The organism is Vibrio scophthalmi LMG 19158, from assembly GCF_000222585.1.
In the GTDB taxonomy this organism is placed as follows: Bacteria; Pseudomonadota; Gammaproteobacteria; order Enterobacterales; family Vibrionaceae; genus Vibrio; species Vibrio scophthalmi.
In genome coordinates, this window is sequence record NZ_AFWE01000112.1 from 73486 (window position 1) to 98493 (window position 25008).

A 25008-nucleotide genomic window follows, 5' to 3' on the forward strand; every position below is an offset into this window, starting at 1 on the left:
ATGGCAGTTGGTTCCCGACGTACTGACTCAAATTCACGTTATGATCCTGATGAAGGTTTTACTCCTGATCAACTTCATCGCTTCGGTCGAGTCGCTAATCGTGCTCAGATTGCGCGAGAGCAGCGTCAACGTGCGGAGGATTTAGATCTTAGTGAAGACGATGCAATCGTGAAACGTGCGAAAAAGCGAGTACTCAAGCCGATTGTTCCCTCGTTATCGGAAAATAAGCGTTCTGTTCGTTACGCTATTTGGCTCATTGTTGCGTTAGTTGGGTTACTTTGGGTGATGTACATGACCGGTTAAGCGTTGTTGATCTGTCTGACATTGCCCTCTGTTAATGTGGGAATCTCTTGCAGTGAACAAAGTGTGTCACCATGGTAATACTGAAATTGATTCTTCCCCTTATGTTTCGCCGCATACATCGCTTTATCCGCGCAACGTGTTAACTCGTGTAAGTTATCTGCATCTTGAGGATATAACGCTACCCCGACGCTAACGGTTAAGCTGCTGACCTGTTTCGAACCTGAATAACTGTCCTGAAATAAATGACAAATTCGATGCAAAATACCTTCTAGATCCTGTTTGCTGCGCACATCGTAAAGTAAAATGACAAACTCATCTCCGGCAAATCTTGCGATTGAGTAGTCGTGTTTATTACTGTCACGATCTCGGGTTCTAATGTTGTTCTTTAACCGTTTGGAGAACTGTTGTAACACTCGATCGCCCACTTCATGCCCATAGGTGTCATTGATTTCTTTAAAGTCATCAATATCTAAAAAGACCAGAGCGGTTGTTGAAGGTAAGTGGACTATTTCTGCCAATTTTTTGGTTGCCCAATGTTCAAAACTCCACCGATTAGCCAGCCCGGTTAATTGATCGAGGTAGGCAAGATCTTCTATGCCTTCACGGTAGAGCGATTGGATATAGTTGAGCATTTTAGAGTAGTAGAAAGAGGCGGTATTGCAGATCAAGCAGATGACGACAAGGCTTAGAATGAAACGCTCATGTGAGGTATCCAACTGAGTAAAAACCGCATCGGTAAAAAGGCTTGCGGCGATCGCTAAGGCGCAAAAGGACACACTGAACAAAAGACCGGTTCTAAATTCATTGATCAAAATCGTTGCGGCGATAATAGGGAAAATCCACATTAAGCGATCAGGAAAGCGTTCACTGTAGAGAAGCAATATCACGCCTTGCAGCATGAGTACGCCAGTGAGGATTAGGTCTGAGTAATTGAGGCTGCGATGGTAGTGAAGGTGCCAAAGATTAAGGGCTAACACCACGCAACAGACAAAGTTGATGGTCGCGAATACATTTTCATGGTTCGCGAAGTAAGCAAAACCATAACCAGTCAACACGCAGATAGAGAGTAGCGAGCATAGGCGCACCAATTTACATTTTCGAGTTGCACGGATATCTGCCATTTCTTCTAAGTGTCTGCCGACAAAATTACTCATTTGTAGCTATGCCTCCTGACTCATATTCTGCCCTAAGTCTAGGAGATTAAATTCACTCTGAAGTCTGGATAGCGGTGTTTTACTGTGACCAAGGTCTTGAAATTATATGAATCTATAGTGTGATTTCGTTACAAAGCGGAAAGTTGCTCGGGTTATTTGATCCGCTAAGATCATGCAGATTGACGTTGATGAGCGAGTAGTGGTGCTTTTTTTGATAAAAAGATGCCCTCGGAGGAGGGCGTATGATGGGTTATTTGGCTTCAAGCCCATAAGGAAGTCGCGTGAAGATCTCAGGTTGATTGGTGTAGGTTGGCGCTTGGTTTACTTGTTGCCAATCGAGCAACATGATCGCGAGTACATTGCGGTGCTCACCTTTGGAAAAGTCAAAGTCGCCAGTATTTGAAGGTACCATACCATGCTGCTTATTAACGGCTGCGGCAATGGCCGCGCGTGTTTTGGCCACCACTGGGTCATTTTCAAGGCCGGCAAGTAAGAAGTTAATCCCTACTTCTGCGATGACATCTTCTTTTGCGCGGATCAGAATCTCATCGATATTGTCTCGATAGTAGTCATAGATCCATTGATGATCTTTTTCGTTGACCTGTTTTTGGTAATACTCTGATTCAGCAAAAATGATGTGCGTCATGCCATACAGTTTGTTGCCGTATTGTTGCGGAGAGAGTTTGCTGTCTTTATCGTCAGGGTAGGTTTTGCGAAATGCTTCGATAAAAGCCGGTACGACATCTTGTTCGCCAAGTTGGCGTAACCAGTAAACTTGATTGGCTAGCTGCGCTGCCCAAGCGCGAATCATCTCAGGATCACTGGCGTAGTGGTTAAAATCGTAACGGCGGATCACTTGACGCAATTTTGCATCTTGTTGGTGCTTGAGGCCATATTCATTTGCTCTTGCCATCGAGCCAAGTAAGTCGACGCCCAGGTAGAGATATTCTGGTGTGTGTTTTGTGACGGTATAGCGGCGCATGCTGCGTTCATCTTCGTCACCAACGTAACCTTCTAGGCGTTTTTCTGAATAAAGATAGATTTGTTCCGGAGTGTTTACGTCTGCTGCGAAGTAATTTAATCGGCTCGCGACGCGGGCAAGATCACTCCAGATTGCCGCGGAGTATTTTTTATCTAATGTTTGGCGATACATTCGCAAACCATAGTGGCCTTCTTTGAAAGCAGGCAGTGTGAAGAGCTTTTGCTCATAAGTTTGGCGGATCAAATCAGCTGATTGTTGGTATTGTTCACTCTGTGTATCAGCGAAAGCAGAATGTGATAGGGTTAGGCCAAGTATGAGGGTGAGAAAATAGCGGCGCATCGAATATCCCTAGTAAAATGATGAGTATACAACAATAACAAACATTACTGTTGTCAATGTGAGTAATCAGTCAGATTCACGTAAAGTTATTTAAAGTCGAAATAATTCAATAAATGGCCCTATTTGATGGTGCGGAAGGTGAGATTAATTCGCGGCTCTTTAGGCCGTTTTGTTTTAGGTAAAGCGTGTTTCCAGTAATGCTGTAAGGTCCCGCCCATTACGAGCAAAGCGCCGTGGGAAAGCTCTAGGCGAATAGTTTCACCACTTTGGGTATGTTTAAGAGCAAACATTCTACTTGCCCCCAAGCTGAGAGAAGCTATCACGGGGTTAACACCAAGCTCGGGCTCATTGTCTTGATGCCATCCCATTGAGTCTTGACCATCGCGGTAGAGATTTAATAAGACGGAGTTGAACTGACTTTGGCATACCTGTTCGCATCGCTGTTTTATAGCGATGATTCCTTGTGGCATTGGTTGAGCTTCGAGTGTCAGTCCTGAATATTGATAGTTGCGCTCACCATACCAAGCGATGAGCCGAGGCTGCGGAATTGTTTTACCAAATAGAGAGATGGATTTTTGCTGCCAAGCGGTTCGATGCAACAAAAGTGAATGGAGAGCATCGGCTTCTTCTTTAGCGATAAAGTCGGGCAGGTATAAGAGCTTGCCATCCTGCACAGTTTGCCATTTCCTGCTTTTTTCCATCTATTTTCTCCACTATCGGCTCAATTTATCAATAAATTGCCTTTTTTGACGGTGAATTCTACGCCGCGTATTATAGTTTACTAATGATAAAAATATAAATTGCAGCCTCGCTCTGTTGATCATGACAGTAGCATGCAAAGCAATAGTAGCGCCAAGTTGTTTTTTTTGGCTAATAGCGCTTTAGCGAGTCGCATTTAGCTTGTTTAAGGGGGAGCGGTAGAATGAAGCGCCGCCAAGGCTGGTATTGGCCGTTATTTTTATGTTGGGTAATGTTTATGCTCATTGCTGTGATGGGGGTGGAGTATTTAAATCGCTATCAACAGCAATACCTCAATTCGTTAGAACAAGAAGATGCCAAAGAAGATCTTTCCTTAGTGCGTTCTCGTTTGGAGTCGTTGATTGTCTCTGATATCTATGTTTTGAATAGCTTGCCAGTTTTGGTCGCACTAAATCCTGATATGAAGAAACTGGATTGGAACAAATTGGCTGAAAATGTTTATCAACGTAGTCGCCATATTCGTGTGATTGGGCTAGCGCCCGATGATGTGGTTAAGTATATCTATCCGCTTGAGGGTAATGAGTCCGTATTAGGGCTAGATTATCGGATGGTTCCCGAACAATGGTCTTCGATTCAGAAAGCCAAATCGATAAAAGAAACGTTTATTGCAGGGCCTGTGGAATTGTATCAAGGAGGCCGGCACTTGATTGCTCGCTTGCCTATTTTTACCGATGCTCCTTTTAACCAAAACTATTGGGGAGTGTGCAGCGTTGTGATTGATTTGACCGCTCTTTTTGAAGACGCAGGCGTATATCGGTTAGATCAGCAATATAATATCGCTCTACGTGGGGTCGATAGCTCTGGCCATGCGGGGGAGATGTTCTTCGGTGAAAAAGAAACCTTCACCAATGCTTTTGCAATTGAAAATGTATATTTTCCCTATGGACATTGGGTGATTGCGGCCTCAGCAAGAAATGATTTCTTAAATCAACTGGATTGGTATCAAGTACACAGCGCGCGCATTATTGGCTATAGCGCCTTACTTGCCATCTCGCTGTCGTTTCTTGCGATATCACGTATGTACCACACTGCAAACGAACGCTCGCTACACGATGAGCTGACGAGCTTACCTAATCGACGTTACTTTATGTTTACTATTCAGCACCAATTCTCACTGGCGGTAAGCTCTGCCGTGAATGAGGGTTTCGCCTTGGTCAATATCGATCTCGATAAGTTTAAAGCGGTTAATGACCAGTTAGGCCATGATGCGGGGGACAAAGTATTGAAAGCGACAGCACAACGAATTCAGGGCGCGCTAAGGGCTTCAGACATAGTCGCAAGGGTTGGAGGCGATGAGTTTTTGGTTCTGTTGCCTCGAGTGATGGCTGAGCGAGATGTAGAAGCCATCATGGATACAATTAATCGAGCAGTGAGTACGACCCCAATTATGTATGAGCATCACGCTATCAACATTGAAGTGAGCATTGGCTATGCACTCTACGACCGAAGATTTATGAGCGTGGAGGAGATGTTTAAGTTAGCTGATAGCCGAATGTATCAAGTTAAAAATCAACATCGCCAACAAGGGTAATTGCAATTTGCAATAAACACATTTGCAAAATATATCAGATTTGCATTTTGCAAAAGCGCTATGCATGATGTTTTCATGAAACAGCTGAATAATTAACCAAAAACAATCATTTAGATAAATTGAAAACTTGGCACGCATTGTGCTTTATTAGAAATGACCCTTATTAAGCCGAGGGTCACCTAGCCAACTGACGTTGTTAGTGAACCGAATATTTGTTCACAATCATACATAGCCAATCACCTTTATTGTGATTGGCTTTTTTTCTGCCTACATTTCAGTAACGCAGTCGGTTTATCACTTTACTCCGTTAATTATCACCACAACGCTGATAACAACTTGGTTGTCGTGGGCAAACGGCTCCGCGTGAGCAGATAACTCGTGCGTCAGAATAGAGCCCTCTTTCGACCCAATTGATATTCAGTATTTTCGCAATCGTAGTAAATTCTTGCTGGATATGCCTTGGTATTGGTGCGCTGCCACCACTTTCTACACACAAGGCTTTTAACTCTTCAGCAATGGCACGCGATTGGCCGCCTTGCGCATCGATGGCGGGGTTGAGATCTATCCCGGCACACAATACGCGATTGTTACCCGCAGGGTCGGTCATGTTGATCGATTCGCAGCAATAGATTCGCGGTTCATCCCCAACGTGCAAAATAGAGATTTGTGCAGAAGTGGCACTCTGTGGTTCAGATAAACGTCTAAATACTGCCCAGTGTTGGCAGGGGTCGTTTACTTTACGCATATTCCCCCACGGTAGCGGGATGCCATTACCGCGATACACCGCTTTGAGCTTGTTTTGGCCATAAGCGTCGAAATAGTGCCAGTGAGGATAAGGCGATACAACGGTCATTCGTCGCATTGCAACGGATGGCGAAACTCCCGCCTTTTTATGTACGTCTATTTCGTAACCATTGCGATCGAGCAACTGACGAAAGGGCACTTTAGGGCAGAGCAAGGCGCCAGCGAAGAAACTGGATTCAAAATCGCGCCATGCTTGCAAAATATCTTTCGAGTTTAACTCTGAGCTGCTGTTTTGATCCGGATGCTCTTCCCAGCTATTTGCATGACCGACCGAAAGAACACTTTTTAAGCCTTCTTTTGAGTGCAAGACGCAATGGCCGATATAAACCGCTAGGTCATACTTGAGACGAGTGGGGTAATCACGCAGAATTTCATTAATATAGATAAAGCCCGGCGGTTCAAAAAACGAAGTGACCACTTGTTTTGCGCTGACCCCCAGTTCATCGATCACATCTTGTGGCGAGCGGGAAATCCAACGAATCGTCAGCCCCATACTACGAGCGATATCCATAAGATCTTGCGCCGACAAATTCAAGCGCTTGAGGCCAACCTCTTCCGCAGCTCTTTCGAGATCGGGAAAGTGGTTTTGATGACTCTCTTGATGAGCACGGATCAAAAGGTGCGCAAATTGACGACCAGTAATGCCGGTTTGCGAGAGCATTTCTGGGATGGCGATTTGTAAAATGTCTTTTGAGAACAGAAAGCTTGGCTCGAGCGCCATGCCGCTGATCCCACCGCGGTTGCCTTTATCGGGGGTAATGGCTTCGTGAGCAGGCTCATCATCTAAAAACCAAGCCGGATCTTTTTGGAATACTTCGGCGATCACTTCAAGCATATCGATGCTTGGTACGCGCTTTCCTCGCTCTATCATCGAGAGATAAGAAACGGAGGGTGCATATTCAGGATTGATTCGAATGCAACGCGCAGAGAGATCTTCCATCGTTAAATGGTTACGCTTCCTAAGATTCCTAATTTTTGTTCCTAGGAAATGGGACTGACGTATCAAGCTTTTTGACAAGGACATTTTGTAAAATTCACATTGTAAAATTTTTGTTGTGAAATTGTAGTCAAAAATTCGCTAATCTACAAAGTATGCAAGTTCACAAATTTGTCATTAAATTGCTAAACAAGTTTCATGAACTGCGTAGGGACTTAGATGATGTGTTATCCGCGAGGGAAAGACTATGAATATGCAAACTTTCGATAATAATGAGATTCAAACGAATACAGCGCCATTTATTGCAAATGCAGTCTTTGCCGTGGAAGCAATCAATGCTGAACAAGCAACAGAGAAACAACTCAAAGCTAAGCAGCTACTTGATAGACTGTTTCCGCTTGAGAATGGTTCACACAGTGATGTAACTGCTTATGTGATTGATTACCGCCACGTAATGGCTTACTTCAAAGATGGCCGTCATAGTGGTTTGAAGCACCCTAAGCACTTTGTGGCTTTTACTGGTGAAAAAGAAGACCCACATTCCATTGTGCTACGCGATGGCAATGGTAGCCACATGGAAGTGCTGTTTGGTCACCACAAAGGCACTGGGGCAGTTGAACATATCGATATTGATGATATCCAGATGGAAACGTGCACCACATTCCCACAAGCGGATTCAAGTGCGGCGATGCGCCATTGGATTAGCTTGGTGAAAGGGGATCAAAAGGGCCGTCCATGTGCCTGCAGTGAAGATAAGGAATACACCGCTAAGAACGGTGATGACTACCGACTTGATTGCTGCTTCAAACTGTAAGGTGTGTTGTGGTCACTGAGTGCAAATTCGGTGAAAACAGGTAAGTAAATTCCAGCCAAATGGCTGGAATTATTATGTGTTGAACTCAATCAAAGAGAAGTGAGGGTTGTCGGTGAGTGCTTGGAGTGAAACCATTAACTCTGTTGGTAGCAATATTTCTTCTTGTTTGATTTCTATTAATAAACACTCTTGATGATGCTCGTTATAGCGTGTGTCTTGCGCGACACCTTCGTACACGGATTGATCTTTTAGGGTGATACGTACCAAAAAATGATAAAGACAGGCGATTTCAAGGTAATCGTATTGCTGGCATGAAATCATGATGGTTCCTTAAACGGTTTGAGTTCGACGATATTACCTTCAGGATCTCTGATATAGAGCGAGCGGCCAAAGCCTTGTGCACCATAACGTTCAACAAACGATTCGGTTTGAATATCATGCTGATGGAGATAACGTAATAGAGTGTCTTCGTCGCGAGCGGCGATTTGTAAACAAAAATGGTCAAGGTTACGACCATTTTGCTGTGGTGCTTTACCGCCTAATTGTCCCAGTTCGCTATCAACAGTCACGATGTCTATCAAAGCGTGACCGGCTCTGAGTTGCGTTAAGCCTAGGTCGGGTAGGGTACGCTCGATACGGCAACCGAGGATGTGGTGATAAAACTCAAGCATTGCTGTGATTCGACTAGTACGTAACACGATGTGGTCTAACCCGATGATCTCAATCATATCAAATTACCTACGCAATAACGTTTATCTAGCTCAGTGAGTGATCCTCTATTAAACATACTATATTCAACCTACAATCCTACACGAGCAATTTTGCAGCCAGTAGCAGCATTACGATGCCAATGATTGCTTCTAACACCTTCCATGAGCGTGGATGGCGAAATATTGGAGCAAGTAATCTTGCACCGTATCCTAGGGCAAAGAAAAATAAGAATGATCCTGAGATAGCACCTAAGGCAAAGTGTAGTTTATTGGGTTCGTACTGGGTGGAAATCGAACCTAATAATACGACGGTATCAAGATAGACATGGGGATTGAGCCAAGTAAAAGCCAAGCAGAGTAATGCAGTACGTCCAGCACTGGCTTGCGAATCGCCTTGTGGGGTTAATGCATGGTTGGTGTTCCATGCGGAATAGAGACTGCGCAAGCCATACCAAAATAGAAACAGTGCTCCGCCGTAACGTGCAAACAGTTCCAAATTCGGAAATTGCTTTATCAACACGCCAAACCCGGCAACTCCGGCCGCAATCAAAATGGCATCCGAGGCCGCGCACAGTAAGCAAACTAAAAAGACATGCTGGCGTTGAATACCCTGCTTTAGAACAAACGCATTTTGTGCGCCAATCGCAATGATCAGTGATAGTCCTAGCGCCAATCCAGCAAGATAGGTACTCATTTAGAAGCTAGATCCCGGTTGGCTGAGAAACTCGATTTCTTCGGTTGTGCTTTCACGGCTTAAGATTACGTTTCGATGTGGGTAACGGCCAAAGCGGTCAATGATTAGCTTGTGCTTGAGTTCAAAATCGTAGTTATTTTCCATGCCCGGTTGAGAAAATAGAACGACGGCTTGTTTATGAATAGCAGCAGACTCACTGTGCATAAAAGGCATGTATAAGAAGGATCGTTCAATGGTGGTGAGTGACTTGTCAGCCTCTAACCGAATCGCTTCCTGCGCAAGCCCGAGCGCTAATGGATCTTGGCTGAAAGCCTGTGGGGTATTGCGGTAAATATTGCGTGAAAACTGGTCAAGCACAATGATCTCGGCTAAACGACCTTCCGGTGTGACGCGCCATGTGAACAGTTCCGCTTGTGATGCTTGCTTGAGTAAATCACCAAATTGATCACGGATGGTGTTATCAACCTCTTGATTGGCAACGAACCAATCTTTTGCTTCGAGTTGGTTAAACCAAAAATCGAGAACTTGTTGTTGCATGTGAACTCCTTTCTTTACACGTGCGTTTTGCCTAGAGTACGCCTGTTGGCGATAGGTTGCCTTCCAAGCGATTGATTTAACAATATAGCGCAGATTCAATAATGACAAAATGGCAAGCTTACTCGCAACGAGGTGCGGAATAAATAAACGGCAGGGAGTTGATATTTGTCTGGTCAGGCATATAATTTGTCGCCCGTAATCTACGTGCCGAATTAATTATGTCGATGTTGAAAAAGCCAGATCGCATCACTGCGATGCAAGACATCATCACGCAAGTGTTGGAAGAGCTGCCTTTGTATGAGCCTGAAACCTATGTTTGTGGTAGCAAAGGAAATTGTGTCGGCTGTCCTAAAAAGTTGCTGGAGATGGTTGATGGTGAACTCACCTATTGGCAGAGTGCTTTGTCACGCGGCATCATCCCCCAATTTGATGAGATTCGACGTTTTGGTAAAATGTGCAGTAGTGTGCGTAAAGGGCTAGCGCGCAATAACTTACTACTAAAACCGAGTCGCTAGTTTGGCGCGTGGCAATCAAATAAGAAAGGGGAGCGGTATGCTCCCCTTTGCGTTTTTTGGTGATTTATCGCAATTCGACTTCGTTTGTCTCATGGATAACACTGGTTAGAAGCACGCCTTTTTGACAAAGTAAGGGTTATCAAATTTCTTCTCTGAGCCCAATTCAGACCGTACCAACTTGTTCCAAAGCTGGCGATCAAACTCGCTTTTCGGAATCGAAGGGTAGAGCGTTTCAACCTCTTCATACGCAAAGCGCATAAACTGCTTTTTCTTAATTTGGTTGTATTTATTCGCCACGCGATTGTGCTTTTTGATCCACTCTAACTTGTAATCATGTAGTGCGGGTTCTGCCTGCTCAAACGGAACGCGTGATAGATAAACACGTTTGTATGAGACTTTTCTATCCAACATGGTACGTAACGCGGTTTGGATGTACTTACCGTGTTGAGTGATGGATATGTCGTCTAACTTAAAGGGCTTAATGTGCCAGCCAGCAGGGAAAAAATCCGCTTGTTTAAAGTACTTGTTGCGCGCTTCAATCGCGTCATGCAATACAATGTCTGACGTACCATTAAAGGTTTGCTGCCAGCGGCCAATACGAATTTGCAAGGCGGTTGGCAAGCGATAAATATTGGTAAATTTATCTTGGTCCATAAGCGAAAATACTACTCAAAACAGCCGATGTCAGTGTGATTTTGTGGCTGATTAGCTTTTAGTAACTAGGGGAGAATATTTTAGTGAAAAATATCCTGCCCTGCGAGTATCAAGTTGTATTCAGATATGACAAAACACCGATGTGGCGTGTTCTCAGCCTGGATTTGTTCGACGGCTTAATAGGGCGTTGAATCATGATTGCTGTAGAATAAACCTTGCCTATGGTGAATACAAGCTTGCCGATAAAACAACCAATACACTTAATCTAGAAAATACAGTGTTTGGCGTAGTCTTTTGCTTCGTTCGCAGTCCAATCACCTTTTGCTTTCTGTTCCATATCACTACACCAAGCTTCGCTTCCTACTTCTATACAACCCATCAAAAACAAGCTGAGGCCGATGGCGGTTAATATTTTTTTCATGGATTTTCCTTAATCGTTTAATACTATTTTTCTTGATATTTTAGTTGGTTAACACCAATTGCTACGCTGAAATATCAGTGTAATCGCTGTTGTTGCTCAAGCTAATCTTGTTTCTACTAAAGTTACAGCGCAGATCGCACTGCAATTTACCGTTCTCATTTTCGGCATAGAGAAGCTTTACCTCTAGTAATAATAACGGAACAAGCCGTTTTGTGAACAACTTCACTATTATTTAAGTCGAACTCGGCGATGAAAAGATCAAAATCACACAACGGTTGTAATCCTAATGCAAAGTAAACTCGCTTGATTATCATCTCATCGAAACGTTTCGATGAGCGTTTGATGAACAAGAAAAGAGAAAATATTAAGCCTCATCGTGACCTAATTTTGTAAGAACGTAATGTTGCAAGACGTGTAATCGAAAGGTCGATGAAATGAAAAAAACAACCCTACTAAATTCAGACATTTCTTATCTACTAGCGACGCTAGGCCACACTGATGAAATCACTATTTGTGATGCGGGGTTACCTATCCCTGATGCTGTTTCTCGTATTGATCTAGCGCTTACTCATGGCGTGCCAAGCTTTATTGACACCGTGCGTGTCATCTTAACCGAGTCTCAAATCGAAGGTGTCGTGATGGCGCAAGAATTCGCTGATGTGAGTCCTGAACTTCACCAAGCCTTAATGGCTGAGCTTGAGGCAGAGCAAGCCCGATGCAATAAAACTTTCCGTATTCAATATGTGTCTCATGAGCAATTTAAGCTACGTACTCATGAGAGCAAAGCGGTGATTCGCACTGGCGAGTGCACGCCTTATGCCAACGTTATCTTTCAAGCTGGTGTGGTTTTTTAATCGTCGACCAAAAACGTAATAGGAAAATGAAGATGAAGAAAATTGCGGTGATTGGCTCTACCAACGTTGATTTGATTACTTACGGTAATCGTTTTGCAAAAGGCGGCGAAACATTAGAAGCGGAATCTTTTTGTATTGGTAATGGCGGTAAGGGTGCAAACCAAGCTGTCGCGGCAGCTCGATTAGGCTCGCACGTTCTGATGTTGTCGAAAGTGGGTGATGATCAGTTTGGTGAAATGTCATTAAGTAACTATCAAGCGCAGGGCGTGAATACGCAATTCGTAGGGAAAGTGGCCGGCGTTAGTACTGGCGTAGCGCCGATTTTTGTTAACACGGAAACCTCGCAGAATTCGATTCTGATTGTAAAGGGCGCCAACAACAGCTTGCTTCCTGCCGATATTGACAATGCTCAAGAGACATTGAAAACCGTAGACCTGATTGTGCTGCAACTTGAAGTACCACTTGAGACGGTTTACCACGCGATCGATTTTGGTCAGAAACATGGCATCAAAGTGCTATTAAATCCTGCACCAGCGGTTGCCGAGTTGTCTCTTGAATATGCCTGTAAATGTGACTTCTTTGTGCCGAACGAGACAGAGTTGGAGATATTGACCGGTAAACCGGTGTCGACCATCGCAGAGATCAAGCAAGCAGCGAGTGTACTGTTTGACCATGGTTTAAAAAATCTGATCGTGACGATGGGCTCACAAGGTTCATTGTGGATTTCAAAGCAATGTGAATTGCTTACTGAACCTGTCAAAGTGAATGCGATTGATACCTCAGGAGCGGGGGATGCCTTTATTGGCTGTTTCTCTCATTTCTTTACTCAAACGGGCGACGTACAACTGGCGATAGAGAAAGCCTCAGCATTTGCAGCGCTTTCGGTTACCGGTAAAGGTACGCAGTCTTCATACCCTACCGTTGAAGCATTCAACGAATTCCAAAAAAATAATATTTAAATAATAACCTGTCACTCAGGGTAATTGTTTTCCCGTGGGTGATGGGGAGAATGGAAGGTACATTATGTTTATTAGAAACAATACCGTGCAACATGTCGATGGTTACCTAAACAAAACTCCAATATTCCAGTTTTTGCTGCTTTCGTCCGTGTTTGCACTGTGGTCTGCTGCTGCGGCACTTAATGACGTGTTAATTACTCAGTTTAAATCAATTTTTGATCTGTCTAACTTTGCCTCGGCGTTGGTGCAATCTGCTTTTTACGGTGCGTACTTCCTTGTGGCGATTCCGGCATCGCTGGTGGTGAAGAAGACATCTTATAAACTCGCGATTTTGCTTGGCTTAGCTCTGTATATCTTTGGTTGTATGATGTTTTTCCCTGCGTCTCATGCGGGGACATACACCATGTTCTTAGCGGCGATTTTCTGTATTGCGATTGGTTTATCTTTCCTTGAAACCTCATGCAATACCTATTCGGCAATGATTGGTGAGCCTGAACGCGCAACACTGCGTTTGAACATTTCACATACTATCAATGCGATGGGTTACATCGTCGGTCTACTACTTGGTAAGCACCTCATTTTCCAAGAAGGTGTGGATGTGGGGCATATGATGTCCACACTAACAGGTCCAGAGCTTGAAGTGTTTAAAGAGCAGGTTTTGCAACAAACATTAGAACCATACAAATGGTTAGTGGGTGTGATTGCCACGGTTGCTATCCTCATTGCCATTACGGAGTACCCAAATTGTAAAGCGGTTGCGGATAACAAAGAAGACCAACCGTCATTCGGTGAAACTTTGAAATACCTTGCGGGTAATTCTCGCTTCTTCAAAGGGATTGCGACTCAGTTTGCGTATGTTGGTATGCAAGTAGCGGTATGGTCATTCACGATTCGTCTTGCGCTTGAAATGGACTCAACCATGGTCGAGCACGATGCGGCAAACTACCTACTGTACGCCTTTATCATGTACTTCTTAGGTAAACTACTTGCGAACTACCTATTTACCAAAACATCACAAGAAAACGTTTTGATGGGTTACTCTGCGGTGGGCTTTATGTGCTTACTGTATGTCACCTTCGTGCCAAACTTCAGCGCGGTATGGGTTGCCGTGGGCACCTCTGCGTTATTCGCACCATGTTGGGCCACTATTTTCGCTTCAACATTGCAATCGGTTGATACTCGTTACACAGAAACCGCGGGTGGTTTTGTGGTGATGTCGATTATTGGTGGTGCGGCTATTCCTGTGGTGCAAGGTCTGCTGGCTGATAACATGGGTATGCAAACCTCATTCATTGTCAATGCAGCGTGTTTTGCGGTTGTGTTCTGCTATTTCCTCAGTGAGAAGAAGTACAAACAAGTATTCACTTACACAACGGCGAAAGCATAATTGAATAACAGTGGTCACTCTGCAAAGGGTGACTATTTTGAGAGGTTACTATGTTTACTATTCCGTTATACAAAGAGCAGTTTGGTAAAGAAAAAACGCTTATCGCGCAGTCGGCATCTTTCGAGATCAATACCTTTACCTACAACTCAGGTATTCAAGCGGTTGAGATTAAAAACTCAAAAGGTCATTTGGTTGTCTTACCGTTTATGGGACAGATGATTTGGGACGCTGAGTTTCTTGGTACCGATTTATGCATGAAGAACATGTTCTCGGAACCCAAACCTGCTAAATCAATTGTGGAAACGTACGGTTGCTTTGCCTTCCATGCTGGCATGATCCGTATGGGGTGTCCCACGCCTCAAGATGACCATGTATTACATGGTGAAATGCCGTGTGCTGCGATGGATAGCGCTTGGTTAGAAATCAGCGAGAATGCTGTAACGATAAAAGGCAGCTATGAATATGTGATGGGTTTTGGTGATCACTATTTAGCGCAGCCTTCTGTCAGCTTAGCTAAAGATGCCAGCTTGTTTGATATTCAAATGAGCGTGAAAAACCTCGCCACAGTGCCGATGCCATTGCAATATATGTGTCATATCAATGCTGCGTACTTTGATAATGCGGTTATGACGCAAAATATTCCGGATCACGCGTTACAACTGCGCGAAACGGTTCCTGCTCATGTTCAGCCTAATGAACAGTGGTTAGCGTATAATGAGAGCTTGAAAACCTCTGCTCCGATCCAAACCTTAAATACACCAGAGATGTACGATCCTGAGATCGTTTACTGTATGGATAACATCTCGCAATACGCTAAGCGCGCTGTGTTTAATATGACGATTGGCGATAAACAGATGGTGACAGAATTTAGCACTGATGAATTTAACAGTGCTACGCGTTGGATTTTGCGCAGCGGTGATCAGCAAGTCGCTGCCTACGCTTTGCCAGCGACCTGTCGTCCGGAAGGGTTTTTAACCGCTAAAGAAAAAGGCACGTTAATCTATCTTCAGCCGCATGAAGAGCGCCGTTTCACGGTGCGCACTGGTATTCGTTAGAGTAAACGCTACCATTCTTTACTCTCTTTCATACCAGTATGGGGTACTCATGTGAAAGAGAGTGAAGGCTGATGCCTTTGGTTTTTTAGTGATCCGTATTGAGTGGAAATCCCACTAGCGCTGAAAAGCCAAAGTCATTTGTTTAAAAAATTATGTTTAAAAAGCGTTCTTTACGAACCAAGGATTACCCAATGAATAAGTTAGTTGTGCTCGGTAGTGTTAATGCAGACCATGTTCTTCAAGTGCCTTCTTTTCCTCGCCCTGGCGAGACGTTGCATGGTCGCAACTATCAAGTCATTCCCGGCGGTAAGGGCGCGAACCAAGCGGTCGCTGCAGCGCGCTTAAATGCCGATATTGGTTTTATTGCTTGTGTCGGTGATGATTCGTTTGGTATCAATATTCGTGAAAGTTTCCGTTTGGATGGGATCAACATCAAAGGCATTAAGATGCAGCCAAACTGCCCGACGGGTATTGCGATGATCCAAGTGTCTGACAGCGGTGAAAACAGTATTTGTTTGTCTGCTGAGGCCAATGATTATCTCACGGCTGACGCGATTGAGGATGACTTGGTGACGATTGCAAACGCACAGTATCTATTGATGCAGTTGGAAACACCGCTAGCAGGTATTGAGCGAGCGGCTCAGGTTGCGAAACAGAACCATACTCAAGTGATCCTAAACCCAGCTCCAGCGCGCGAGCTGCCAGATGCGTTGCTACAAAACGTTGACGTAATCACTCCGAATGAAACTGAAGCAGAAGTGTTAACTGGCATTACGGTGCAATGCGATACTTCAGCGCAACAAGCGGCGGATGCTTTGCATCAAAAAGGCATCGCTACGGTGATGATTACCTTAGGCGCTAAAGGCGTTTGGTTGAGTCAACATGGCGTTGGTCAGTTGATTGAGGGCTTTAAAGTGCAAGCAACGGACACAACTGCTGCAGGGGACACATTTAATGGTGCATTTGTCACTGGTTTGCTTGAAGAAATGTCTATAGAATCAGCGATTAAGTTTGCTCATGCGGCAGCCGCAATCAGCGTCACTCGTTTTGGTGCGCAAACGTCTATTCCGCATCGTGAAGAAGTCGAGGTGTTCCTCGCCCAGCAGTAATTTAGGAGTAAGATAGCATGGCAACCATGAAAGATATTGCCAAATTGGCTTGTGTATCCACCTCAACAGTAAGTCATGTTATCAACCAATCTCGCTATGTAAGCGAAGAAATTGCTGAGCGGGTGAATCGTGCCGCTCAAGAGCTTAATTATTCTCCTTCAGTGTTGGCGCGCAGTTTAAAGACTAATCGCACTAAAACTTTGGGCATGCTGGTCACCACCTCAAGTAACCCCTTTTTTGGTGAAGTGGTGAAAGGCGTGGAACGCAGCTGCTACCAAAAAGGCTACAACTTGATCCTGTGTAATACCGAAGGGGATCAAGAGCGTATGACGACGTCGATCAGCACCTTGCTGCAAAAACGCGTCGATGGCTTAATTCTCATGTGTTCGTCTCTAGAAGGGGAGCACATTGAGATTTTCGACAAATATCCTGATGTGCCAGTGGTGGTAATGGATTGGGGCCCGATGCTGTTTGCCAGTGATAAAATTCAAGACAACTCTCTACGAGGTGGCTACATCGCCGCCAAATATCTAATTGAATGCGGTCATCATGAAATCGGCTGTATTACCGGGCCATTAAACCGCTATCAAGCGCAAATGCGTTATGAAGGCTATAAGCGTGCGTTAAATGAGGAAGGCTTGGAGTTTCATCCGAGCTGGATTATCGAGTCTAACTTCGAGTGTGATGGTGGGTATGAGGCCTTTAATCGCATGTACCAAAAAGGGCCACTGCCGAGCGCGATTTTTGTTTGTAACGACATGATGGCGATGGGGGTGATCAATGCTGCCAATGAAAAAGGTATCGCGATTCCTGAAGAGCTTTCGCTCATTGGTTACGATGATATTCAAATTGCCAAATTCATGTCTCCATCATTAACCACGATTCACCAGCCTAAATATCGTTTGGGCCAAGCTGCAGTAGAAACCTTATTACGTAAATTGGATAACAGTTGCGATGAAACGCAAGTGATCCAATTAGAACCGACGCTGGTGGAGCGCAGTAGCGTTGCTATTCAGTCTTAATCGATGATGGAACACTCTTAACACTCTAATATAACGAGTTATATTGTGATTACATGCGCTCATCTCGCTGGCGAACAATAAAACTCGTTTATATCCTTCAATTGGTTTACCGCTATCACCAGTCAGATATTCTTTCGCTTCTCGCTTCTCGCTTCTCGCTTCTCGCTTCTCGCTTCTCGCTTCTCGCTTCTCGCTTCTCGCTTCTCGCTTCTCGCTTCTCGCTTCTCGCTTCTCGCTTCTCGCTTCTCGCTCTTCTTTTATCTAATCGGATGATTATTTGTCTCAGGTGGATTTGTTGATTTTTTTCTCGCCTTATCATGCAAAGAGTTGAGCAAGCACACATTATGGAATCTCGATCACTATTGATGCTGGACGGGTGATTTAATACTAGTTAAAAAGTTTACCGTCAGAATGAAATAAACCTAACTGAACCAGCTTACGGCCTTGTTTGTGTCATAACTGGGCGGTATAGGTATGAATAACAATCAGAATCAACATGGATCGATTATGAAAAAGACAACTCTCGCAGTGGTATGTGCGTTGGGAACCATCTCAACTTCTTCAATCGCAGCAACTCAAATGGCGGATGCGCGCAGTAACGGTATGGGTAACACCGGTGTGGTCTCTGCCGACTATTTGCTTGCCCCTTTCCATAACCCTGCATTGGGAGCACTGCATCGTGATAACGACGATGTTGGCATTTTGTTCCCAGCTTTTGGCTTAACCGCTCACGACCAAGATGAAACGATTCAGACCATCGATGACGCGCAAGATTTGTATGACCGTTACGGCGATTTTACTGGTGCAACACCGTCTGACGCTGCAGAGCTAAATAAATTTATGGATGAGCTTGAAGGCAATGCTCCTGTGGCTGTCACGGCTGGTCTTAATTTCGCCGTGGCTATCCCAACTCGCGCGGTATCGGTGAACTTATTCGGCGGTGGTTACACTGAAGTGATTGCAGCAACTAAGATTACCGCGGATAAAGGTGATAGCGCTGACCAAGTGAAACAACGTTATGATGAGTCACAATTCGCCATGGTTGCTTTTGGTGTTACCGAAGTCGGCCTATCTTTTGCGAAAAGCTTTGAGCTTGGCGGCCAAAATATTGCGTTTGGTATTTCACCAAAATACCAAAATCTACTGACCTATTCACAAGTCGATTTTATCGATAACTTTGATCTAGATGATTATGATAAAAGTGAGCGCAGCAAAACAGCGTTTAACGTCGATCTTGGTATGGCTTGGCACTCTGGTCCATTGCGTGCTGGTCTCGCAATGAAAAACTTATTTTCACAAGAGATTGATACCGAAATAGGCGGTTATACCTACGAGTTAAATCCACAAGCGACAATTGGTTTGGGTTATGCGGGTGAATACCTTGCTGCAAGTGTTGATTTTGACCTCACCAAACAAAAGCGTTTTAAAGAGTTGAATGATGACACTCAATTCCTTCGCTTTGGTGTCGAGGGAAATGCATGGGGTTGGGCACAGCTTCGCGCAGGTTACGAAATGGATCTCGAAGACACGCTTGATGATTCGATTACTGCTGGTATTGGTATTAGCCCATTCGATGCTGTGAGCTTCGATATTGCAGGTTCTTACGCGGGCGAAAATCAGTTTGGTGCATCTGCGAATCTGGCCTTCACTTTTTAATCGGTGGTAACGGTTGAGAAGTGGTCATCTATAGCGTACTAACGGCGATGTTTATGATGATCGCGTTATAAATAGCCAAGAAACAACTAAAGAGCGGCCTGCGGGTCGCTCTTTTTTATATAAGCGCGAGTGTAAATACGGGTGTTAAATTATTGTTATCAATAAGTGCGATCTTGATCCTTCCTCCAGCAGATAAATTGTCTTACCTTAAATAGAAGCCCTTAGTGTTGTGGAATTACTTGCCCGTTATTGACACTGAGCAGTTTGTCCCCTCGGATACCCAAATATTGCAACATGTAGAGTGGCTAGATTCATTTTGACCGCTCTTCATAGTGATGGATATCCATGGTTGCTATGTGTTTTGCGTATAGCACTTTATGGTTTACACGGAGAGTTCTATGAAGTCGAATCGATTAGTTCAAGCCCTTACAATTGCCGCCGCGTGTATAGGTTTTACCACTCAAGCATCTGCGCAAGATCGTAGTTACATTCTTGCAACGGCATCGACAGGGGGAACTTACTATCCCGTTGGTGTTGCGCTGGCCACACTGAGTAAGGTGAAATTAGCACCGAAATATCATTTCTCTCTATCGGCGATCAGCTCCGCTGGCTCGGGTGAAAACGTCAAGCTTCTCAATGAAAATGAAGCGCAATTCGCCATTTTACAAGGTCTGTATGGTGCTTGGGCTTGGAATGGTGAAGGACCTTATAAAAGCCGACAAGAAGAGTTACGTTCAGTCTCGATGCTGTGGCAGAACGTGGAGCATTTTATCGTACGCAGTGATTTAGCTAAGACGGGGACCGTTGCCGATCTGAATAATCTGCAAGATGAGAAGTTCTCCATCGGTAAAAAAAACTCAGGTACAGAAAATTCAGGTCGTCAGATCATGAAGGGGCTCGGGATTGATGCCGATGGGTTCAACCTCGCCCATATGGGTTATGGTGGCAGTGCTAGTGCGTTACAAAACGGCACGATTAAGGGCATGAATACCCCAGCTGGTGTTCCAGTTGGCGCCGTCACACAGGCTTTTGCTGCCTTAGGCGAAGATATTCAAATCTTATCGTTTACCGATGAACAAATTAAGCAAGCCAACGGCGATTATAATTTGTGGACCAAGTATGAAATTCCTGCGGGCACGTATCCAAGTGTTGAAGAAACCATTACCACAATTGCTCAACCGAACTTTCTTGCGGTGATAGATGATGTCTCTGAGCAGGATGTTTACGAGTTAACTAAAGCGATTTATGAAAACTTGGCGTTTTTACAAGGTATTCATAAAGCGACTAAAGCCATGGCGTTAGAAAAGGCGATTGCTGGGCTACCTGTCCCGCTTCATCCTGGCGCGGCAAGATACTATCAAGAGATGGGCATTGAAGTGCCCGATTCATTGATCCTTAAATAGTCTTTACCGACAAGTCAGCATTATCAGAAAGCTTGAATATAAGTTAGCAATCCCGCCTCAACTCAGTTAAACGAGTTGCGGCGGTTTGTCTCTCATTGGACATGGAGTAGTTATGAGTGACACCCAACAAGCATCATTGAGTCAGTTTGAACTGGCAACACGTAGCAACCTCAAATGGTTAAGTGTCACCATCACCGTCTGGTGTGTATTACTTTCTCTTTTGCACATCTGGTTCAATACGTTTGCAACGCTTTCAGAGCTGTGGATTTCCGTTACGCACTTTGCGGGCTTTGCGGTTATCTGTGCTTTGCTCTATCCACCTCATCGCTCTCTTACGAATAGTCGTTGGGCTTTAGGCCTCGATATTTGTTTAGCGCTGGGTGCTATTGCGTGCCTTATCTATTTACCTTTGGCGGAAGATGCATTGTATCAACGTGGCGTCAAGTTTGTGACCGCCGATTGGGTATTTGCCATACTCGCGATAGTGATCGTCACCGAGTTAATTCGCCGCACCATGGGGTGGTTTATACCTATTCTGATTATCGTTTGCTTAAGCTACGTGGTGTGGTGGGGGAAATGGGCAACGGGTATCTTCCATTTCCCTGGTTTGAGCTTGGAAACGTTACTCTATCGAAGCTTCTATTCATCCGAAGGGATGTTTGGCCCCATTGCACGCATCAGTTGGAGCTTTGTGTTTATGTTTATCCTCTTTGGTGCGTTTCTCGTTCGCTCTGGAATGGGAGATTACATTATCAATGTTGCCCGTGCCGCGGCAGGAAAAGTAATTGGCGGCCCAGGGTTTATCGCTGTGATTGGCAGTGGTTTGATGGGGTCAGTTTCTGGCTCTAGTGTCGCGAATACTGTTTCTACCGGTGTGATCAGTATTCCTTTGATGCGTAAAGCGGGTTTCCCGGCGCGTTTTGCTGCCGGGGTCGAGGCCGCTGCTTCCACGGGAGGGCAGCTAATGCCACCTGTGATGGGCGCGGGCGCGTTTATCATGGCCTCTTATACTCAAATTCCATATGTCGATATCATTGCCGTTTCATTTATGCCTGCGCTGATCTATTTCTTGTCCGTTGCTTTTTTTGTACGTATTGAAGCCAAACGAACCGGGGTGCAGAAGATCACTGCCTCAGAACACTCATTGACACAAGTTTTGCTCTCCGGTTGGCATAACCTTATCCCGCTCGCTGTATTGGTTTCCCTGCTTATTCATGGGTTTACACCAACCTATGCGGCGGGTTTGTCGATCATATCAGTGGTTGTGGCGAGTTGGTTTTCGAAAGATTACAAGATGGGAGTGAGTGAGATTGTTGAGGCGCTTGCATTAGGCGCTCGCAACATGGCGACAACGGCAGTATTGCTGGTGGGTATTGGTTTAGTGGTGAATGTGATTAGTACGACGGGGATCGGCAACACATTTTCATTGATGATCGATAGTTGGGCGCAAGGGGATTTGTTGCTCATGATCGGCTTGATTGCGTTGGCCTCGTTAGTGTTGGGCATGGGACTGCCCGTTACGGCGGCTTATATTGTGCTGGGCACTTTATCTGCTCCGGCATTGTATAAATTGCTGGCGGAGCGTCAGTTGATTGAACTGCTAATATTGGGTGAGCTACCAGAACAAGCCAAAGCGATCTTTATGTTAGCAGCGCCTGATAAACTCTCTTTACTTGATGCGCCAATGTCGGCGGAGCAAGCGAAGCAATTATTAACCTTAGTGCCTGCGGATTTTATGGCAACGTTACTTGAACAGAGCTTAGGTATTGAAACGGTGGCGCTTGCGTTATTGTCTGCTCACTTGATCATTTTTTGGTTATCACAAGACAGTAATGTCACGCCACCAGTGTGTTTAACCGCTTTCGCTGCGGCAACGATAGCGAAAACTCCGCCGATGCGCACCGGGTTAACGGCATGGAAAATTGCAAAAGGTCTTTATTTAGTTCCACTTTTGATTGCCTATAACGGCTTAGTGAGTTGGTCTCTAATGGAGGTTTTGCAAGTTGGTGTGTTTGCGATTTTTGGAACCTATGCACTGATCGCGGCAATAGAAGGGTATTTAGAAGGGCCTTTAATATGGTGGCTTCGGATCGGTATGACGGTGATAGGGGGAGTCTTGATTTGGCCTGATATCGCGATGGCGGTTAGGTTAAGTGCTTCGGTGTTATTTATTCTGGCTTTTGTTTACAGCGCGCGGATTCAAACGGCAGTGATGAAAGAAGCTTAGAGAATAGAGAATAGAATGACCCCTTTGGAATGACCCCAATAAAGTAGACATTCAATATTGGAATTGTCGGGATAGAAATAAAAAAAACCGGCGATAAACGCCGGTTTTCTAATGACTAATTAGTCTTCGTTGCGAGCTGGGCGACCATGGCCACGTTCGCCACGGTGGTTGCCACGGTTGTCGCCACCACGGTTACGATCGAAACGACGCTCACCATTACCGCCATTACCATTACCACCTTCACGGTTGCCACGGTAACCGCCGCCGTTGCCACCTTCACGGTTGCCACGGTAGCCGCCGCCATTACCGCCTTCACGGTTACCAGCTTCGCGATTACCGCCTTCACGGTTACCACGGTAGCCACCGCCATCACGGTTGCCACGATGACCGCCGCCGTTACCACCTTCACGGTTGCCACGGAAGCCGCCTTCACGGTTACCACGGTGACCGCCGCCATCACGGTTGCCGTCACGACGACCACGAGGCTCACGGAAATCGTTGAAGTCACAAACTACTGCGCCAACTTCTTTCTGACGGATACGCAGTTTGTTTAGTTTGCCAGCTGTTTCAGAATCCATTGCTTTAGGAAGCTGAACGTAAGTTTGGCCTTGATCTAGTTTGATAGCACCGATAGAGCCTTTAACTAGACCTAGTTCGTTTGCTAGAGCGCCAACGATATCTTTAACTTGTACGCCTTGCTCACGACCCACTTGAAGTTGGTAAGTATCCCAATCTTGAGTGTTGAAGCTACGACCACCTTCACGACGACCATCACGACCGCCTTCACGGCGTTCAGTGCGACGTTGCTTGTCACGAGCAATAGCTTCTACCATTGGGTCTTCGCCAACGTAGAATAGAGGACGCTTACCTTGTTGACGCTTAAGTAGCATCGCAGCAAGAGTATTTGCATCGATCTCTAGAGATTCTTGTAGTTTCTCAACTAGCTCAACGAATTTCTCTAGTGCTTTGTGTTCTTTCTCAGCTTCTAGCTCAGCACCTAGTTTGATTAGGCGAGCTTCAGCGACTTGATCACGCATTGGAAGTTGGATTTCTTCCATTTGTGAGCGAGTTACGCGCTCGATAGTGCGAAGCATACGGATTTGGTTGCCACGAACCAATAGGATCGCTTTACCTTTACGACCAGCACGGCCAGTACGACCGATACGGTGGATGTATGATTCAACATCGAACGGGATGTCGTAGTTAAATACGTGAGTAATACGTGGAACGTCAAGACCACGTGCAACAACGTCAGTTGCTACTAGGATGTCGATTACACCAGTTTTGATGTGATCAACAGTACGCTCACGTAGAGACTGAGGAATGTCACCGTGCAGTGCAGCAGCTTTGAAGCCACGTGCAGATAGCCAATCAGCTAGACGCTCGGTATCTTGACGAGTACGTACGAATACGATTGACGCGTCAGTTTCTTCTGTTTCTAGAAGACGAGACATTGCTTCGTCTTTCTCAACGCCTTTAACAACCCAGAACTGTTGTTCTACTTTGTCTACAGTGTGGTTTTTACCTGCAACGTCAACCATTACTGGTTCACGTAGGAAGCGCTCAACAATGTTTTTCAGCATTGGAGGCATAGTTGCAGAGAAAAGAACGCGTTGTGCAGTTTCAGGAGCGTGCTCCATGATTGCAGTTACGTCATCCACAAAACCCATGTTCAACATTTCATCAGCTTCATCAAGGATGAAAGTGTTTACTTCGTCAAGGTGTAGACGGTCACGGTTAATAAGGTCTTGAACACGACCAGGAGTACCAACGATCACGTGTGCGCCGTTTTTAAGAGCACGCATTTGGTCAACGATAGAAGTACCACCGTAGATCTCAAGAACTTTAAGACCAGAGATGTTACGACCAAGGTTCTTCATTTCAGCCGCTACTTGGATCGCTAGTTCGCGAGTAGGAGCTAGAACAACTGCTTGTGGTTTACGTTGAGCAAGATCGATTTTGTTTAGTAGTGGTAGCGAGAATGCCGCTGTCTTACCAGTACCAGTTTGAGCTTTACCTAGTGCGTCTTTGCCAGCAAGAAGGTGAGGAATCGCTTCTGCTTGGATAGGTGTTGGAGAAACGAAACCCATGCTGTCAAGAGCTGAAAGGATGGCGTCGTTTAGTGCTAATTCACTAAATTGAATTACTGAGTCTGTCATTGGGATCCCATATAACAAATAAA

General features: G+C 45.1%; 24 protein-coding genes. 13 read left to right on the top strand and 11 right to left on the bottom strand.

The window, feature by feature from the left end:
* Window positions 1-303, top strand: coding sequence for a hypothetical protein (locus RH88_RS09435; RefSeq protein ID WP_005595315.1), 303 nt, complete (start codon window positions 1-3; stop codon window positions 301-303).
* Here RH88_RS09435 and RH88_RS09440 read toward each other — a convergent pair.
* The 3 genes from RH88_RS09440 to RH88_RS09450 all read right to left on the bottom strand — a co-directional run bounded on the left by RH88_RS09440 (window position 300) and on the right by RH88_RS09450 (window position 3479).
* Window positions 300-1457, bottom strand: a complete 1158-nt coding sequence (locus RH88_RS09440) for a GGDEF domain-containing protein (protein ID WP_005595316.1) — start codon at window positions 1455-1457, stop codon at window positions 300-302. The two genes, RH88_RS09435 and RH88_RS09440, sit on opposite strands and share 4 nt — an antisense overlap.
* Before the next feature lie 250 nt (window positions 1458-1707).
* Window positions 1708-2778 (bottom strand): DUF3541 domain-containing protein, encoded by a 1071-nt coding sequence (locus tag RH88_RS09445; protein ID WP_005595318.1) that lies wholly within the window; start codon window positions 2776-2778, stop codon window positions 1708-1710.
* Between the two features lie 119 nt (window positions 2779-2897).
* On the bottom strand, window positions 2898-3479 hold the full coding sequence (locus RH88_RS09450) for an alpha-ketoglutarate-dependent dioxygenase AlkB family protein (RefSeq protein WP_005595319.1): 582 nt from the start codon (window positions 3477-3479) through the stop codon (window positions 2898-2900).
* Window positions 3480-3700: 221 nt separating this feature from the next.
* Between RH88_RS09450 and RH88_RS09455 the strand changes: the two genes are divergently transcribed.
* Window positions 3701-5068: a diguanylate cyclase gene (locus tag RH88_RS09455; protein WP_005595320.1), complete on the top strand. Its 1368-nt coding sequence runs from the start codon at window positions 3701-3703 to the stop codon at window positions 5066-5068.
* 307 nt (window positions 5069-5375) lie between these two features.
* On the opposite strand, the gene RH88_RS09460 is transcribed toward RH88_RS09455, so the two are convergent.
* Window positions 5376-6896: a DUF3612 domain-containing protein gene (locus RH88_RS09460; protein WP_005595322.1), complete on the bottom strand. Its 1521-nt coding sequence runs from the start codon at window positions 6894-6896 to the stop codon at window positions 5376-5378.
* A gap of 160 nt (window positions 6897-7056) precedes the next feature.
* Between RH88_RS09460 and RH88_RS09465 the strand changes: the two genes are divergently transcribed.
* Window positions 7057-7623 carry an aldolase/citrate lyase/malate synthase family protein gene (locus RH88_RS09465; protein ID WP_005595324.1) on the top strand — a complete coding sequence of 189 codons (567 nt, stop codon included), beginning with the start codon at window positions 7057-7059 and terminating at the stop codon, window positions 7621-7623.
* 72 nt (window positions 7624-7695) lie between these two features.
* Here RH88_RS09465 and RH88_RS09470 read toward each other — a convergent pair whose 3' ends face one another.
* The 4 genes from RH88_RS09470 to RH88_RS09485 form a co-directional block, all read right to left on the bottom strand.
* A complete protein-coding gene (locus RH88_RS09470; protein ID WP_005595326.1) occupies window positions 7696-7944 on the bottom strand; it encodes a Rho-binding antiterminator in 249 nt (82 codons plus the stop codon).
* Window positions 7941-8351, bottom strand: a complete 411-nt coding sequence (locus tag RH88_RS09475; protein WP_005595328.1) for a VOC family protein — start codon at window positions 8349-8351, stop codon at window positions 7941-7943. The genes RH88_RS09470 and RH88_RS09475 overlap by 4 nt, the downstream gene beginning before the upstream one ends.
* A 79-nt stretch (window positions 8352-8430) precedes the next feature.
* Window positions 8431-9027 (bottom strand): LysE/ArgO family amino acid transporter, encoded by a 597-nt coding sequence (locus RH88_RS09480; RefSeq protein WP_005595330.1) that lies wholly within the window; start codon window positions 9025-9027, stop codon window positions 8431-8433.
* Window positions 9028-9564, bottom strand: coding sequence for a DUF924 family protein (locus tag RH88_RS09485; protein ID WP_005595332.1), 537 nt, complete (start codon window positions 9562-9564; stop codon window positions 9028-9030).
* A gap of 224 nt (window positions 9565-9788) precedes the next feature.
* Between RH88_RS09485 and RH88_RS09490 the strand changes: the two genes are divergently transcribed.
* Window positions 9789-10079 carry a hypothetical protein gene (locus RH88_RS09490; RefSeq protein ID WP_038219239.1) on the top strand — a complete coding sequence of 97 codons (291 nt, stop codon included), beginning with the start codon at window positions 9789-9791 and terminating at the stop codon, window positions 10077-10079.
* Window positions 10080-10184: 105 nt separating this feature from the next.
* On the opposite strand, the gene RH88_RS09495 is transcribed toward RH88_RS09490, so the two are convergent.
* Both RH88_RS09495 and RH88_RS22930 read right to left on the bottom strand, forming a co-directional pair.
* The gene (locus tag RH88_RS09495) at window positions 10185-10733 is read right to left on the bottom strand and encodes an MSHA operon transcriptional regulator (protein WP_005595335.1); all 549 of its coding nucleotides are present in this window, start codon (window positions 10731-10733) and stop codon (window positions 10185-10187) included.
* A 265-nt stretch (window positions 10734-10998) separates the two neighbouring features.
* Complete coding sequence (locus RH88_RS22930) at window positions 10999-11154, bottom strand: DUF3012 domain-containing protein (protein ID WP_005595337.1); 156 nt, start codon at window positions 11152-11154, stop codon at window positions 10999-11001.
* 434 nt (window positions 11155-11588) lie between these two features.
* Here RH88_RS22930 and rbsD point away from each other — a divergent pair, with 434 nt between their 5' ends.
* The 9 genes from rbsD (at window position 11589) to RH88_RS09545 (ending at window position 22826) form a co-directional block, all read left to right on the top strand.
* Window positions 11589-12008 carry a D-ribose pyranase gene (gene rbsD, locus RH88_RS09500; RefSeq protein WP_005595339.1) on the top strand — a complete coding sequence of 140 codons (420 nt, stop codon included), beginning with the start codon at window positions 11589-11591 and terminating at the stop codon, window positions 12006-12008.
* A 32-nt stretch (window positions 12009-12040) separates the two neighbouring features.
* On the top strand, window positions 12041-12967 hold the full coding sequence (gene rbsK, locus RH88_RS09505) for a ribokinase (protein WP_005595340.1): 927 nt from the start codon (window positions 12041-12043) through the stop codon (window positions 12965-12967).
* A 64-nt stretch (window positions 12968-13031) separates the two neighbouring features.
* Entirely contained in the window at window positions 13032-14354 is a 1323-nt protein-coding gene (fucP, locus tag RH88_RS09510) for an L-fucose:H+ symporter permease (RefSeq protein WP_005595342.1), read from the top strand.
* Window positions 14355-14404: 50 nt separating this feature from the next.
* A complete protein-coding gene (locus RH88_RS09515; RefSeq protein ID WP_005595344.1) occupies window positions 14405-15409 on the top strand; it encodes an aldose 1-epimerase family protein in 1005 nt (334 codons plus the stop codon).
* A 191-nt stretch (window positions 15410-15600) separates the two neighbouring features.
* Window positions 15601-16518 (top strand): ribokinase, encoded by a 918-nt coding sequence (rbsK, locus tag RH88_RS09520; protein WP_005595345.1) that lies wholly within the window; start codon window positions 15601-15603, stop codon window positions 16516-16518.
* A 17-nt stretch (window positions 16519-16535) separates the two neighbouring features.
* Window positions 16536-17540 carry a substrate-binding domain-containing protein gene (locus RH88_RS09525; protein WP_005595347.1) on the top strand — a complete coding sequence of 335 codons (1005 nt, stop codon included), beginning with the start codon at window positions 16536-16538 and terminating at the stop codon, window positions 17538-17540.
* Between the two features lie 507 nt (window positions 17541-18047).
* The gene (locus RH88_RS09535; RefSeq protein WP_005595349.1) at window positions 18048-19196 is read left to right on the top strand and encodes a conjugal transfer protein TraF; all 1149 of its coding nucleotides are present in this window, start codon (window positions 18048-18050) and stop codon (window positions 19194-19196) included.
* A gap of 398 nt (window positions 19197-19594) precedes the next feature.
* A complete protein-coding gene (locus RH88_RS09540) occupies window positions 19595-20599 on the top strand; it encodes a TAXI family TRAP transporter solute-binding subunit (RefSeq protein ID WP_005595350.1) in 1005 nt (334 codons plus the stop codon).
* Between the two features lie 112 nt (window positions 20600-20711).
* Window positions 20712-22826, top strand: coding sequence for a TRAP transporter permease (locus tag RH88_RS09545; RefSeq protein WP_005595351.1), 2115 nt, complete (start codon window positions 20712-20714; stop codon window positions 22824-22826).
* A gap of 119 nt (window positions 22827-22945) precedes the next feature.
* Here RH88_RS09545 and RH88_RS09550 read toward each other — a convergent pair whose 3' ends face one another.
* Window positions 22946-24985, bottom strand: coding sequence for a DEAD/DEAH box helicase (locus RH88_RS09550; RefSeq protein WP_005595352.1), 2040 nt, complete (start codon window positions 24983-24985; stop codon window positions 22946-22948).
* Window positions 24986-25008: the final 23 nt, after the last annotated feature.

What these genes read in the sequence shown, in the direction of transcription:
- RH88_RS09535 (WP_005595349.1), top strand. Translation starts at nt 18,048, where the DNA reads ATGAAAAAGACAACTCTCGCAGTGGTATGTGCGTTGGGAACCATCTCA.
- RH88_RS09525 (WP_005595347.1), top strand. Translation starts at nt 16,536, where the DNA reads ATGGCAACCATGAAAGATATTGCCAAATTGGCTTGTGTATCCACCTCA.
- RH88_RS09440 (WP_005595316.1), bottom strand. Translation starts at nt 1,457, where the DNA reads ATGAGTAATTTTGTCGGCAGACACTTAGAAGAAATGGCAGATATCCGT.
- RH88_RS09450 (WP_005595319.1), bottom strand. Translation starts at nt 3,479, where the DNA reads ATGGAAAAAAGCAGGAAATGGCAAACTGTGCAGGATGGCAAGCTCTTA.
- RH88_RS09435 (WP_005595315.1), top strand. Translation starts at nt 1, where the DNA reads ATGGCAGTTGGTTCCCGACGTACTGACTCAAATTCACGTTATGATCCT.
- RH88_RS09460 (WP_005595322.1), bottom strand. Translation starts at nt 6,896, where the DNA reads ATGTCCTTGTCAAAAAGCTTGATACGTCAGTCCCATTTCCTAGGAACA.
- RH88_RS09540 (WP_005595350.1), top strand. Translation starts at nt 19,595, where the DNA reads ATGAAGTCGAATCGATTAGTTCAAGCCCTTACAATTGCCGCCGCGTGT.
- RH88_RS09455 (WP_005595320.1), top strand. Translation starts at nt 3,701, where the DNA reads ATGAAGCGCCGCCAAGGCTGGTATTGGCCGTTATTTTTATGTTGGGTA.
- rbsK (WP_005595345.1), top strand. Translation starts at nt 15,601, where the DNA reads ATGAATAAGTTAGTTGTGCTCGGTAGTGTTAATGCAGACCATGTTCTT.
- rbsD (WP_005595339.1), top strand. Translation starts at nt 11,589, where the DNA reads ATGAAAAAAACAACCCTACTAAATTCAGACATTTCTTATCTACTAGCG.
- RH88_RS22930 (WP_005595337.1), bottom strand. Translation starts at nt 11,154, where the DNA reads ATGAAAAAAATATTAACCGCCATCGGCCTCAGCTTGTTTTTGATGGGT.
- RH88_RS09550 (WP_005595352.1), bottom strand. Translation starts at nt 24,985, where the DNA reads ATGACAGACTCAGTAATTCAATTTAGTGAATTAGCACTAAACGACGCC.
- RH88_RS09445 (WP_005595318.1), bottom strand. Translation starts at nt 2,778, where the DNA reads ATGCGCCGCTATTTTCTCACCCTCATACTTGGCCTAACCCTATCACAT.
- RH88_RS09480 (WP_005595330.1), bottom strand. Translation starts at nt 9,027, where the DNA reads ATGAGTACCTATCTTGCTGGATTGGCGCTAGGACTATCACTGATCATT.
- RH88_RS09490 (WP_038219239.1), top strand. Translation starts at nt 9,789, where the DNA reads ATGTTGAAAAAGCCAGATCGCATCACTGCGATGCAAGACATCATCACG.
- RH88_RS09485 (WP_005595332.1), bottom strand. Translation starts at nt 9,564, where the DNA reads ATGCAACAACAAGTTCTCGATTTTTGGTTTAACCAACTCGAAGCAAAA.
- RH88_RS09465 (WP_005595324.1), top strand. Translation starts at nt 7,057, where the DNA reads ATGAATATGCAAACTTTCGATAATAATGAGATTCAAACGAATACAGCG.
- fucP (WP_005595342.1), top strand. Translation starts at nt 13,032, where the DNA reads ATGTTTATTAGAAACAATACCGTGCAACATGTCGATGGTTACCTAAAC.
- rbsK (WP_005595340.1), top strand. Translation starts at nt 12,041, where the DNA reads ATGAAGAAAATTGCGGTGATTGGCTCTACCAACGTTGATTTGATTACT.
- RH88_RS09475 (WP_005595328.1), bottom strand. Translation starts at nt 8,351, where the DNA reads ATGATTGAGATCATCGGGTTAGACCACATCGTGTTACGTACTAGTCGA.
- RH88_RS09470 (WP_005595326.1), bottom strand. Translation starts at nt 7,944, where the DNA reads ATGATTTCATGCCAGCAATACGATTACCTTGAAATCGCCTGTCTTTAT.
- RH88_RS09545 (WP_005595351.1), top strand. Translation starts at nt 20,712, where the DNA reads ATGAGTGACACCCAACAAGCATCATTGAGTCAGTTTGAACTGGCAACA.
- RH88_RS09495 (WP_005595335.1), bottom strand. Translation starts at nt 10,733, where the DNA reads ATGGACCAAGATAAATTTACCAATATTTATCGCTTGCCAACCGCCTTG.
- RH88_RS09515 (WP_005595344.1), top strand. Translation starts at nt 14,405, where the DNA reads ATGTTTACTATTCCGTTATACAAAGAGCAGTTTGGTAAAGAAAAAACG.